Raw genomic sequence first — 13,305 nt, 5'->3', positions numbered from 1 at the left:
CCGTTTACCGCTCCGTGAGGCTTTTTTGCTACGGTTTGGACAAATGTAGCTGATGGCAGAACTGCCGTGCTGGTGAACGCGTATCCCCTCTGAGAGACTAACGTCTGATTTGGATTATGGATTCGAGGATGAATAGCGTGTGCGTGTCCGGTGTTTCTGCCAAGCCGACGCGGCTGTGGCAGGTGGCCATTTTGACGGCCGCAGGTGCAATCGGTACGGCAAGCCAGGCGGACGCAGCATTCTATTACTGGACGGATTATTCCGACGGATCCTACGGGCGCCAGGAGCGCCACCTCGAAGTCCCGCGCCAAAAGCCGCACAAGCGCGGTGCGGTGGGCAAGAAAGAAAGCTTCGCCGAGAAGGAAGCCGGCACGAAGCCGCAAGGTCCTCTCGTCATCGTCGTCTCGATCGACCGGCAGAAGGTCACCGTCTACGACACCAACGGCGTATTCGCGGAATCACCGGTGTCGACAGGCATGAAGGGCCATTCGACGCCGATGGGCGTGTTCAGCGTCATCCAGAAACACAAATTCCACCATTCCAACATCTATAGCGGCGCGCCGATGCCGTACATGCAGCGGATCACCTGGTCAGGTGTCGCCATGCATGCCGGCGTCCTGCCCGGCTATCCGGCTTCGCATGGCTGCATCCGCATGCCGACGGCGTTCGCGGTGAAGATGTGGAACTGGACCAGGATGGGTGCGCGCGTGATCGTCTCGCCCGGCCAGATGTCGCCGCAGAACTTCTCGCATCCGCTGCTCGCCTCCGTGCGCGTGCCGCCGCAACCCGCCGCCAGCGTCGTGCCGCCGACGACGGTCGGCGACAAGGCAGACAAGGGCGCGGTCGATCCCAAGGTCACCGAAGCGAAGCCGGTCGAGACAAAGACGGCCAGCGCAGACGCCGTGCTCGAACTGCGGTCGACGGTCGGCCACGCCGTGATGTCGGATGCGACGACCGGCAACGCGCCGGCCCGCGACGAGGCGGCCAAGACTGAAGACAAGAGTGAAGACAAGGCCGAGACCAAGATCGAAACCGCTGAGGCGGCGAAGCCTCAACCCGCAGAGGCCACCAGGCCGGCCGACACCGCGAACAGCGAAGCGAAGCCCTTTGAGGCTGCCGAAGCGCCCAAGGCGACGACCGCCGATGACAAGTCCGCTGAAAAGGCCGACGCAGCCAGGCGCGAGCAGGCTGAAATCCCGAAGACGGCAGCCTTGAAGTCCGAAACGGCCAAATCTGAGACGACGCCCGAGCAGGCCGCTTCGCCGGACGCGAAAAGGGACCAGACCCGCATCGCCGATCCCGCTCCATCGGCGAAGCTGGAAGCGCCCCGGCGCGCCGGCCAGATCGCAGTCTTCATCAGCCGCAAGGATTCCAAGCTCTACGTGCGGCAGAATTTTGCACCGCTGTTCGAGGTGCCCATCACGATCGCCGCGAGCGACCGGCCGCTCGGCACGCATGTCTTCACTGCCGAGGTCGACAAGACCGACTCCAATTCGCTGCATTGGTCGGTGGTGTCCTTGCCGGTGTCCGCCCGTTCCGCCGCGCGCGAGGACGACAGCCGCCTGGCGCGCCGTCAGCGCGGCGCGGCCGTGATCCCGGTCGCCGCGAAGCCCGTGATCACGCCCGACAGCCCGGCCGAGGCTCTCAGCCGCATCTCGATCCCCGCCGATACGATGACGAAGATCAACGAGATGCTGACCTCGGGCGGCTCGATCATCGTCTCCGACCAGGGCATCAATCAGGGCGAGACCGGAGAAGGCACCGACTTCATCGTCCGCCTGTACTAGCGTGCTTCGGCGCGTCAGATAACGCGGTATTGAGCAGGCGCCTCGTGCCGGTGGAGTAATGTCAGGCCCAGGATCACGTCGGGGGACGTCGTCATGCTGAACCGCAGGACCATGCTCGCCGCGCTTGTCGCGACAACCTCGTCTGTTGCACGCGCGCGAGCCGATAGCGGCATGAGCCGGATCTCGGCCTACGCCTTCACTTTCCCGGCCTTGTCAGGCGAAGATATCCGCCTTGCGGCGTTCACCGGCCGACCGCTGCTGGTGGTCAACACCGCCTCGCTCTGCGGTTACACGCCGCAATATGCCGGCCTGCAAGACCTCTGGACCGAGTTTCGCGAGCGCGGGCTCGCCGTGATCGGCGTCCCCTCAAATGATTTCGGCGGACAGGAGCCCGGCGGCACCAGTGAGATCTCGGAGACCGCCCATCACCAATATGGCGTGACCTTCCCGATTGCGGCCAAGGCTGTCGTGGTTGGGGCGAAAGCGCATCCGTTCTACAAATGGGCAGCAGAGGCCCGGCCGAGGGAGGTCCCGAAATGGAACTTCCACAAATATCTCATAGGCCGAGACGGCTATATCGCCGCGGTATTTTCGTCCGCGGTCGAACCGGCCGATACGCGAATCAAGACGGCCATCGCCAAGGCACTGGCTGAGACTTGACTTGACGCAAACGCCCTATCCGGTTGGGCACAATTGTGACGGCGCGCCAAACAGCCGTTGCAATGGCGAGGGCCCACCATCTAGGCTAGGATCGTTTGGGGCAGGATGGTTTTGCCGGAGGCGAAAAGCCACGGCGGAACAACGGGATCAATCTCGAGGACAACACCATGCGTGTGGCGGCAGGACTGATTTTGGCAAGCGCGATGTCTTTAGGCATGACGGGCGCGGCATGGTCGCAGACCGCCGCCGCAAAGCCCGCAGCCGCGACGCAAGCCGCGCCGGCGGCAACGCCGGCCGCGGCAGTGCCCGCTGCGGCTCCGGCAGCCACTCCAGCCGTCGCTCAGCCCGCGGGCTTCGTCAATCCGCCGCCGCCGCAACAGGCGCCGCAGCCCGCCCGCGCCGCCTGCAACACACCGGGCGCGCTCGGCGTCGCCCGCACCGTCGAGATCGACACCACGGGCGGTCCCGGCTTCGGCTTCGAGCATTTCAAGGAGCTCGACTTCCTGCGCGACAAGGAGGTGGTGCTGACCTTCGACGACGGTCCCTGGCCCAAGAACACGCCCGCGGTCCTGAAGGCACTCGCCGACGAATGCACCACCGGCATCTTCTTCTCGATCGGCAAGCACGCCACCTACGAGCCGGAGATCCTGAAGCAGGTCTATGCCGCCGGCCACACGGTCGGCACCCACACCTGGTCGCACGCCAATCTCAACAACAAGAAGCTCACCGAAGCGCAGCGCAAGGAAGAGATCGAGAAGGGCCTGTCCGCGGTGAAGTGGGCGCTCGGCGGCATTTCGCCGTCGCCGTTCTTCCGCTTCCCGGCGCTCCAGCATCCGCCGGAGATGGTCACCTATCTCGGCAACCGCAACACCGCGATCTTCTCCTGCGACATCGACTCCTTCGACTTCAAGGCGTCCAAGCCCGAGAAGGTGATCGAGACCGTGATGAAGAAGCTCGACAGCAAGGGCAAGGGCATCATCCTGATGCACGACTTCCAGAAGCACACCGCCGAGGCCCTGCCCGAGTTGCTCAAGCGCCTGAAGGCTGGCGGCTACAAGGTGGTGGCGATGCGCGCCAAGTTCCCGGCCTCGACGCTGCCCGAATACGACCAGGAGCTGCTCAAGGACGTCAAGCTGCCGACGGTGAGCACCCGGCCGGTCAACAGCGTCGTGACGACGGTCTCGGAATAAAAGGCCATTGTCTTTCCGTTTCGAAGGCTACGTCATCGTCTCCGCGGACGGCATGCTCGCGGATGCTGCGCATGTCATGCCCGACAGTCTGAAGTTCGAAGGCGACAAGCTGTTCTTCGAACAGGCGCTCGACCGTGCAGCGCTGATCGTGCACGGCCGGCATTCGCACGAGCAGCAGCCGAACTCGCCGAAGCGCAAGCGGCTGATCACGACCCGCAGGATCAAGACCCTCACTGTCGACCCGGAGATGCCGAACGCGACGCTGTGGAATCCGGACCATTCGAGCTTCGAGGACGCCTGCGCCTTCGCCGACGTCGCCTCGGGCACCGTTGCGATCATCGGCGGCCCCGTCGTGTTCGACATGTTCATGGACCGCTACGACACGTTCTGGCTATCTGAAGCCCCGCATTTGCGCCTGCCCGGCGGCGAAGGCTGCTTTGTCGGTGTCCCGGAGCGGACGCCGCACGAGGTGCTGGCTTCCCACGGGATGAGGCCGGGCACGCCTTACATGCTCGACGCGGCGCATGACGTCACCGTCACGCCGTGGCGTCGGGCGGCGGCGCGATAGCGCCACCCAACTCGCGGAACCTCATACGTCCCCGTACGCCGCCTCGGCCGGGCGGGTGGTGCGGCCATAGCCGATGATCATGCAGAGCGCACCGATGATCGACAGGTTCTTGAGCGCGTCGACCAGCATCTTGGCGTTGTCGGGCGCCGCCATGTTCCAGAAGTCGTAAAACAACACGGTTGCGACCGCGACATAGATGATCAGCAGCATGGCGAAGAAGCGCGCGCCGAAATTCAGCGCGATCATCAGGCCGGCAATGACCTCGAGCGCCCCGACCGCGATCGCCAGCAACTGCGGTGTGGACATCGCCGTCGCGGTCTCGAGCTGCTTGGCATAGGGCGCGACCATGTCGGGCACCACGACCTTGGTGGCGATGAAATCGGCCGTCGCCTGGATGGCAATGAGCTTGGTCGCGCCCGAGTAGATGAACAGCACGGCGAACAGTATTCGCCCGAAAGTCACGAACGCTGGCATGATCGGCCTCTTGGCTCAGGCTTTCTGAAACCGGAATTTGGCGAAAGCACCAGGCGATTATGATGAGTCATTCGCCGGTTTACAAACGCGGAAATCGCGAAATCGATTTGAAAAGATTGAACCGCCGACGCGCCGAAGGTGCGCCCCCTCGCCCCGCCTGCGGGGAGAGGTAACGCCCCGACGCCTCTACGTAAACAACGTCGGCTGCTGCCGCGCCGCGCGCTCCTGCGCTTCGACCACCGCAACTGCCGTCATATTGAGGATGCCGCGCGCCGTCACCGAGGGGGTGAGGATGTGCGCGGGGCGCGCCGGGCCGATCAGGATCGGGCCGACGGGCAGCGCATCCGCGAGCGACTTGATCATCTGATAGGCGACGTTGGCGGTATCGAGGGTCGGCATGATCATGATGTTGGCCTCGCCCTCGAGCTTGGAGTGCGGCAGCACCATTTTCCGCGCAGCAGCCGAAAGTGCGGTGTCGCCCTGCATCTCGCCGTCGGCCTCGATCTCCGGATGCTTCTCCTTCAGGAGCTGGGTTGCCCGCCGCATCTTGCGCGAGGACTCGGTGTCGTAGCTGCCGAAATCCGAATGCGAGACGAAGGCGATCTTCGGCTTGATGTTGAAACGCTGGACATGAACCGCCGCGAGCGAGGCGATCTCGGCAAGCTCTTCGGCACTCGGATTGGGTCGCACCTGGGTGTCGGCGATGAAGAAGGCGCCCTTGCTGGTGATCAGCAGCGCCAGCGCCGCATAATCGCTGATCCCTGCCGAGAAGCCGACGATCTCGCGGACATGACGCAGATGGCTCATGTAGCGCCCCTCGACGCCGCAGAGCATCGCATCCGCCTCCCCGCGCGTCACCGCGAGCGCGGCGATGACCGTATTGTTGGTGCGCACTACCGTGCGCGCCGCATCCGGCGTCACGCCGCGGCGGCCGGCGACCTCGACATACGACTGCACATAGGATCGATAGCGCGGATCGTCCTCGGGATTGACGAGGTCGAAATCCTTGCCGGCCTTGATCGACAGACCGAAGCGCTGGATGCGCGCCTCCACCACCGACGGACGGCCGACCAGGATCGGCGTCGCCAGCTTCTCCTCCAGCACCACCTGCGTGGCGCGCAGCACGCGCTCGTCCTCGCCTTCGGCGTAGATCACGCGCACCGGCTGAGTCTTGGCCTTGGCGAACATCGGCTTCATAACGAGGCCGGAGCGGAAGGCGAAGCGCTCGAGCAGCGCGGTGTACTCGTCAAAATTGGTGATGGGGCGCGTCGCGACGCCCGATTCCATCGCGGCCTTGGCCACGGCCGGCGAGATGCGCAGGATCAACCGTGGATCAAAGGGGCTCGGGATCAGCGAGCCCGGACCGAAGCCTTGCGTCTCGCCGGTGTCAAAGCCCTGCGCTACCGCATCCGACGGCGCCTCGCGCGCGAGCTGCGCGATGGCCTCGACCGCGGCATGCTTCATCTCCTCGTTGATCGCGGTGGCGCCGACATCGAGCGCGCCGCGGAAGATGAAGGGAAAGCAGAGAACGTTGTTGACCTGGTTCGGATAGTCGGAGCGCCCGGTGCAGATCATGGCGTCGGGGCGGGCCTTGCGCGCCTCCTCCGGCATGATCTCCGGGGTCGGGTTGGCGAGCGCCATGATGAGGGGCTTTTCGCCCATCGCCTTGGCCATCTCCGGCTTGAGCACGCCCGGCGCCGAGAGGCCGATGAAGATGTCGGCGCCGCCGATGACGTCGGCGAGCGTACGCTTGTCGGTCTTCTGCGCGTAGACCGCCTTCCAGCGATCCATCGTGGTGTTGCGGCCCTCGTGCACGAGGCCGTCGATGTCGCAGACCCAGATGTTCTTGCGTTGCGCGCCCATCGACACCAGCAGGTTCAGCGTCGCGATCGCCGCGGCCCCTGCCCCCGATGCCACGATCTTCACGTCGGATAGCTTCTTGCCGTTGAGCCGCAGGGCGTTGGTGACGGCGGCGGCGACGATGATGGCGGTGCCGTGCTGGTCGTCATGGAAGACCGGGATCTTCATGCGCTCCTTGAGCTGCGCCTCGATCTCGAAACATTCGGGTCCGCGGATGTCCTCGAGATTGATGCCGCCGAAGGTTGGCTCCAGCGCAGCCACGGTCTCGACCACACGTTCGATCGTGTCGACTGCGATCTCGATGTCGAACACATCGATGCCCGCGAATTTCTTGAACAGGACCGCCTTGCCCTCCATCACCGGCTTGGAGGCCAGCGGGCCGATATTGCCGAGGCCGAGTACCGCAGTGCCGTTGGAGACCACCGCGACCAGGTTGGCGCGGGTGGTGAGCGTGGCGGCCTCGGCCGGGTTCTTGGCGATCTCGGTGCAGGCGGCGGCAACGCCCGGCGAATAGGCCAGCGCGAGATCGCGTTGATTGGCAAGCGGCTTGCTTGCCTGGATCTCGAGCTTTCCGGGGCGCGGCAGCCGATGATAGGCCAGCGCCGCCTGGTGGAGATCATCAGAATAGGACGACATGCGGTCTCTGCCTCGCGTTACCGGCCTCAAAATGCACAATCCGGAGCGACCGTCCTAGTGGACGGCGATATTTCCGGGCCGTGGAAACGGGATGAAGCACGCCCGGCGCCCCGGTGGCAACATCCGATTACGCCCCCATCAACAGGGCGCGCGGTCAAATATCTGATAGCGTTAGCTTTCCCTGGACCGCATGGCATTTCGCGAATATGGCAGGTTGCGCAGTGCAAAACGAGCAACTGGAGCTGGGAATGAAGCGAATCCTGATCGGCCTGAGCGCACTCGTCGTACTCGCCGCAGGTGGGTGGTTCGGCTTCAATCTCTACATCCAGCACCGCGCCACCGCCGAGGTCGAGGCAGCGTTCGACCAGGTTCGTGCGAGTGGCGGCAAGGCAAGCCATGGCAAGATCGGGTTCGATCTGATGAGCCGGACGCTGACGGTCGAGGACATCGCGATCACGCCCGGCAGCGCGTCGCAGGCGCAGATCAAGATCGCCGGCATCAAGGGCACGGGCGTCCGCCTCCTCGACGAGACGCGCTTTTCGGCCGATAGCATCGACATCGCGGGGCTCGAACTCGCGCTGGGCGAAATCGGCCCGGCGAAGCTGAAAGGCTCGTACAAGATTCAGCAGCTGACCATGCGGGACTATGCCGGCCCCCTCCGCGCGATGAACGCGCCGGCGGGCGGTACACAGATCGACATGTACCGCTATGCACTCGAACAATATGCGAGTGTGACGGCATCTTCGGTGACGGCCCCGACCCTGGCTTTCACGTTCGATGGAGGCGGCGGTGCCGCCGGCAGCGGCGACATCTCCTATTCCGGGCTGACGATCCGGAATCTGAAGCGCGGCAAGATCGACGCCATGACGGCGGACCGGGTCAACTTCACGATCAACGTGCAGGGATCGGGCAAGGCGGACAAGGTGACCGGCGAAATCTCCACCATCGCGGTCAACGATATCGACGTGACCGCGATCACTGCCGCACTCGATCCGCAGAAGGCGGATGACAGCAGCTATCACCGGGCCTACGGGCAAATCTCGACCGGACCATATGTGGCGACGTCGACGCTGGGCATGCGTATGCAGATCGATGGGATCGCCATCGACGATATTGCTATCCAGCCGTCGAAATTCCGGTTGGCCGAGGTCCTCGCCTTGTCGCCGGCCAGCGACGGCTCGTCACGTCCGACGCCAGCGCAATCGCGCGAGATGATGGAGAAGCTCGCGGGACTCTATGAGGGCGTTCGCGTCGGCAGGGTCGATATCGGCAATCTGTCGATGACGACCCCGCAGGGGACGCCGACGCTGAAGGCGATCAGATACCGAGAGGGCGAATTCGCCCTCGAAGGCCTCGATGCGCCCACGCCGCAAGGCCAGATCAAGATGGAGCGCTTCACGCTCAAGGCCTTCAGCGTACCAAACTTGCTGCGTTGGACGGCAGGCTTCACCGATCCCGGCCAGCGGCCCTCGCCGGACCAGATGCTGGGCCTGTTCCGGGTGCTCGAAGGCGCCGAGATCCGGGGAGTGGTGGCGCCTTACAAGAACACCAAAAAGCTGGTCACGATTGACACGCTGAGCCTGGACTGGGGGCAGCTGGTCGGGTCGATCCCGAGCAAGGCGCATGTGGTTGCCAAATTTGTCGCGCCCACCGATCCATCCGACCCGAAGCAGCTCACATTGATCCTCAGCGGGATCGACAAGTTCGCGATCGACCTCGATCTCGGCGCGGCGTGGACAGAGTCGTCCAACAGCTTCGTTCTGACGCCGGCAACCCTCGACATCGCAGGGATCGCAAAAGCGCAATTGCGTATCGCGCTCAGCAACGTGCCACGCGACGTGTTTTCGGCCGATCCTGCCCAGCTTATCGGTCAGGCGGCCCGGATTGAAGCCGGCTCGCTCGAATTCTCAGTGCGGGACAACGGTTTCGTCGATTCCGCCGTGACGCAGAATGCGCGAGGGCGAAACGTCAGCCGCGACGCCGCGCGCCAGGCGCTCGTCGACCGCGTCAGGGGGTACCGCGCGGACGTCGCCGCCGCTAATCCGGATGCGGGCACGGCCGTGGATGCGATCGCAAGCTTTGTCGAGACGCCGGGCCAGACGCTCGTCATCAAGGTCACGCCCCGCGCCAAGGTGCCGTTGATGCAATTGATGCAGCTCATCCAGGCCGACCCGGAAAGCGCGCTGGCGCAATTCCGGATCGACGCGTCGACGGGGCTGTAAGCCAGAACGGCGGAGCGCTCCCTCGCCCCGTTCTTGCGGGGGGAGGGTTGGGGTGAGAGGCTGCTTCCACAATCACGATGAGAGTTGGACTCGCGGAGAGTCCCCCTCAGCCGGAATTAGCCCTTCTGCGGCAGGTTCACCTTCACATGCAGCTCGCGAAGCTGCTTGGTGCTGGGTTCCGACGGCGCCCCCATCAGCAAATCCATGGCTTGTTGATTCATCGGGAACAGCGAGATCTCGCGCAGATTGTTGGTGCCGCAGAGCAGCATCACGATGCGGTCGACGCCGGCGGCCATGCCGCCATGCGGCGGAGCGCCATACTGGAAGGCGCGGTACATGCCGCCGAAGCGATCGACGACTTCCTGCTCGCCGTAGCCTGCGATCTCGAACGCCTTCACCATCGCTTCCGGCACGTGGTTACGGATGCCGCCCGAGGCGATCTCGTAGCCGTTGCAGGTGATGTCGTACTGGAACGCCTTGATGGTCAGCGGGTCCTGGCCCTTGAGCGCATCGAGGCCGCCCTGCGGCATCGAGAACGGGTTGTGCGAGAAGTCGACCTTCTTGTCGTCCTCGTTGTACTCGTACATCGGGAAGTCGACGATCCAGGCGAGCTCGAAGCGCTCCTTGTCGGTGAGGTTCAATTCCTCGCCGACCTTGTTGCGGGCAAGGCCCGAGAACTTCCAGAACTTGTCGGGATCCCCGGCGACGAAGAAGGCGGCATCGCCTTCCTTGACACCAATCTGCGCGCGGATCGCAGCGGTGCGCTCGGGACCAATGTTGTTCGCGAGCGGACCTGCGCCCTCTCCGCCCTCGCGCCACATGATGTAGCCGAGGCCGGGCTGGCCCTCGCCTTGCGCCCACGAATTCATGCGGTCGCAGAAGGCGCGGCTGCCGCCGCCCGGTGCCGGAATCGCCCAGACCTGGTTCTTGGGGTCTTCGAGCATGCGCGCGAACACCTTGAAGCCGGAGCCGCGGAAATGCTCGGAGACGTCCTGCATCTCGATCGGGTTGCGCAGGTCCGGCTTGTCGCTGCCGTATTTGCGCAGCGCTTCGGCGAACGGGATGCGGCGCCAGTTCTTGCTCACCGGCTTGCCCTTGGCGAACTCCTCGAACACGCCGGTGATGACGGGCTCCATCGCCGCGAACACGTCTTCCTGCGTGACGAAGCTCATCTCGACGTCGAGCTGATAGAACTCGCCCGGCAGACGGTCGGCGCGCGGGTCCTCGTCGCGGAAACAGGGCGCGATCTGGAAATAGCGGTCGAAACCCGACATCATCAAGAGCTGCTTGTACTGCTGCGGCGCCTGCGGCAGCGCGTAGAATTTTCCCGGATGGATGCGCGAGGGCACCAGGAAGTCGCGCGCGCCTTCCGGCGAGGACGCGGTCAGGATCGGGGTATTGAACTCGAAAAAGCCCTGCCCCTCCATGCGCCGGCGCATCGACTTGATGATGTCGATGCGGGTCATGATGTTCTGGTGCAGCTTCTCGCGGCGCAGGTCCAGGAAGCGATACTTGAGGCGGATGTCCTCGGGATATTCCTGGTCGCCGAACACCGGCAGCGGCAGGTCGCCGGCCGGTCCCAGCACCTCGATCTCAGTGACATAGATCTCGATCTTGCCGGTCGGCAAATCGTCATTGTCGGTGCCCTCGGGGCGGCGGCGGGCCTTGCCGTCCATCCGCACCACGAATTCCGAGCGCAGCTTTTCGGCCTGCGAGAACGCCGGCGAGTCCGGATCGACTACGCACTGGGTCAGGCCGTAATGGTCGCGCAGGTCGATGAACAGCACGCCGCCATGGTCGCGAACGCGATGGACCCAGCCTGAAAGGCGGACCGTCTCGCCGATGTTGCCCTCGCGGAGCGCGCCGCATGTATGTGACCGGTAGCGATGCATGGTCGTCCCAAAATGATGTCTGAGGATCGAATCGGACGGCCGAAACGGCCGGTCCAGAGTTGCGGCAGGGTTTACCCGACGAGACCCGGGGCGGCAACCGAGGGAACGCGCTGTTTTGGGGCCGAACCGCCCATTTTTGGCCAGCCAAGGCCAGAGCCTTTGCCGATCGGCGTTCCCTGCCTATCTTGAGCCCATGACAGTCCATTTCCCCTTCCAGAACTCCTACTCGGCGCTGCCGGACAGCTTCTTCGCCCGCGTCGCGCCGACCCCGGTCGCGGCCCCCCGGCTGATCAAGCTGAACCGGCCGCTGGCGGTCCAGCTCGGCCTCGATCCCGATGTCCTGGAGACCCCGGAGGGCGCCGAAATCCTGGCCGGCAAAACGGTTCCCGCCGGCGCCGATCCCATCGCGATGGCCTATGCCGGCCATCAGTTCGGAAATTTCGTGCCCCAGCTTGGCGACGGACGGGCGATCCTGCTCGGCGAAGTCATCGACAAGGACGGCGTCCGCCGCGACATCCAGCTCAAGGGCTCGGGCCCCACCCCGTTCTCCCGCCGCGGCGACGGCCGCGCCGCGCTCGGGCCGGTGCTGCGCGAATACATCGTCAGCGAGGCGATGTTCGCGCTCGGCATCCCGACGACGCGTTCGCTCGCCGCGGTGGTCACCGGCGAGCACGTCATCCGCGAGACCGCGCTGCCCGGCGCCGTGCTGACCCGCGTCGCCTCCAGCCACATCCGCGTTGGTACCTTTCAGTTCTTTGCCGCCCGCCGCGACACCGAGGCGGTCCGCCGGCTCGCCGATCACGTCATCGCCCGCCACTATCCGGAGCTATCAGGCACCGAGCGGCCCTATCACGCACTCCTCGCCGGCGTCGTCGCACGGCAGGCCGATCTCGTCGCGCGATGGCTGCTGGTCGGCTTCATCCATGGCGTGATGAACACCGACAACAGCTCGATCTCGGGCGAAACCATCGACTACGGCCCCTGCGCGTTCATGGATGCCTACAATCCCGCGCAGGTGTTTTCCTCGATCGACGAGATGGGCCGCTACGCCTATGCCAACCAGCCGCGCATCGCACTGTGGAATCTGACGCGGCTGGCCGAATGCCTGTTGCAGTTGTTCGGCGAGGAGCAGGAGAAGGCGGTCGAGCAGGCGCAGGAAATTCTCGGCGCATTCCCTGAGACGTTCAGCAAGGCCTATCAAGCGGGCCTGCGCAGGAAGGTCGGCTTGTTCACGGAGCGCGACGGCGACGAGGCCCTGATCCAGGACCTGCTCGACACCATGGCGAAGAACCAGGCGGATTTCACCCTCACCTTCCGCAAGCTGGGCGATGCTGCAGGCGATCCGGCCGCGGACGACGCGCGCGCAGAGTTCATGGACCCCGCAGACTTCGACGACTGGGCCAGGCGCTGGCACGAGCGCACGGCTTGGGAGCCGCAGACAGCGGCCGAACGGCAGGCCGCCATGCACGCCATCAATCCGATCTTCATCCCGCGCAACCACCGCGTCGAGGCCGTGATCCAGGCCGCCGTGAACAATGACGACTATGCGCCCTTCGAGGAGCTGGTGAAGGTACTGGCCAAGCCCTACCAGGATCAGCCTGAGTATGCGGCCTACGCCGATCCGCCCCTGCCGGATGAACGGGTGCTGCAGACGTTCTGCGGAACGTAAGGCGAGCCGGGCTTCGCAGGCAGCCCTTCCATCGAGCCGCCCATCGCCGGGCCGGCCACGGCGCGCTCTGCGGATTTTCCGATGATGGCATCATGCCCCTGTTTTGCCCGACGTGTCAACGTGCGTCGAGAGGCGCGTAAGCCATTGTCCCGGCAACCTCGGCTACTGTGCATGGGGTTGTTTTCAAGATTTTTGTGCGGCATGCGACCCAGCGCCCTCGCCGGCGCGTCCTGTGGATTCCGAGCGCCGCGGAACCGCTGTCATCAAACTGAAACACACGCGCTCTAACCGCCTGTCAGGGTCGTCTTGCCGGAGGCGTCCATCCTCCAACAGTCCTGACAAGCGCG

Annotated in this window: 9 protein-coding genes; 6 read left to right on the top strand and 3 right to left on the bottom strand. The window is 64.7% G+C overall.

Features of this window, described 5'->3' with window-relative positions:
• Nucleotides 1–128 precede the first annotated feature (128 nt).
• The 4 genes from JQ572_RS24950 (at nucleotide 129) to JQ572_RS24935 (ending at nucleotide 4,205) form a co-directional block, all read left to right on the top strand.
• A complete protein-coding gene (locus tag JQ572_RS24950) occupies nucleotides 129–1,787 on the top strand; it encodes a L,D-transpeptidase (RefSeq protein WP_211385482.1) in 1,659 nt (552 codons plus the stop codon).
• Nucleotides 1,788–1,880: 93 nt separating this feature from the next.
• Nucleotides 1,881–2,447, top strand: a complete 567-nt coding sequence (locus tag JQ572_RS24945; RefSeq protein WP_211385481.1) for a glutathione peroxidase — start codon at nucleotides 1,881–1,883, stop codon at nucleotides 2,445–2,447.
• A 167-nt stretch (nucleotides 2,448–2,614) separates the two neighbouring features.
• Nucleotides 2,615–3,637 (top strand): polysaccharide deacetylase family protein, encoded by a 1,023-nt coding sequence (locus JQ572_RS24940; RefSeq protein ID WP_211385480.1) that lies wholly within the window; start codon nucleotides 2,615–2,617, stop codon nucleotides 3,635–3,637.
• Nucleotides 3,638–3,644: 7 nt separating this feature from the next.
• A complete protein-coding gene (locus JQ572_RS24935; RefSeq protein ID WP_211385479.1) occupies nucleotides 3,645–4,205 on the top strand; it encodes a dihydrofolate reductase family protein in 561 nt (186 codons plus the stop codon).
• Between the two features lie 21 nt (nucleotides 4,206–4,226).
• Here the strand turns inward: JQ572_RS24935 and JQ572_RS24930 are convergent, their stop codons facing one another.
• Nucleotides 4,227–4,679: a DoxX family membrane protein gene (locus JQ572_RS24930; protein WP_211385478.1), complete on the bottom strand. Its 453-nt coding sequence runs from the start codon at nucleotides 4,677–4,679 to the stop codon at nucleotides 4,227–4,229.
• Nucleotides 4,680–4,865: 186 nt separating this feature from the next.
• Nucleotides 4,866–7,175 (bottom strand): NADP-dependent malic enzyme, encoded by a 2,310-nt coding sequence (locus tag JQ572_RS24925; protein ID WP_211385477.1) that lies wholly within the window; start codon nucleotides 7,173–7,175, stop codon nucleotides 4,866–4,868.
• Nucleotides 7,176–7,423: 248 nt separating this feature from the next.
• On the opposite strand from JQ572_RS24925, the gene JQ572_RS24920 reads away from it, so the two are divergent.
• On the top strand, nucleotides 7,424–9,397 hold the full coding sequence (locus tag JQ572_RS24920) for a hypothetical protein (protein ID WP_211385476.1): 1,974 nt from the start codon (nucleotides 7,424–7,426) through the stop codon (nucleotides 9,395–9,397).
• A 116-nt stretch (nucleotides 9,398–9,513) separates the two neighbouring features.
• On the opposite strand, the gene aspS is transcribed toward JQ572_RS24920, so the two are convergent.
• Nucleotides 9,514–11,289, bottom strand: coding sequence for an aspartate--tRNA ligase (gene aspS, locus JQ572_RS24915; protein ID WP_211385475.1), 1,776 nt, complete (start codon nucleotides 11,287–11,289; stop codon nucleotides 9,514–9,516).
• 193 nt (nucleotides 11,290–11,482) lie between these two features.
• Between aspS and JQ572_RS24910 the strand changes: the two genes are divergently transcribed.
• Nucleotides 11,483–12,958 (top strand): protein adenylyltransferase SelO, encoded by a 1,476-nt coding sequence (locus JQ572_RS24910; protein ID WP_211385474.1) that lies wholly within the window; start codon nucleotides 11,483–11,485, stop codon nucleotides 12,956–12,958.
• Nucleotides 12,959–13,305: the final 347 nt, after the last annotated feature.

Source organism: Bradyrhizobium sp. SZCCT0153, assembly GCF_018129995.1.
GTDB classification, from domain to species: Bacteria; Pseudomonadota; Alphaproteobacteria; order Rhizobiales; family Xanthobacteraceae; genus Bradyrhizobium; species Bradyrhizobium japonicum_G.
This window is presented reverse-complemented; position numbering and strand designations above follow the sequence as displayed.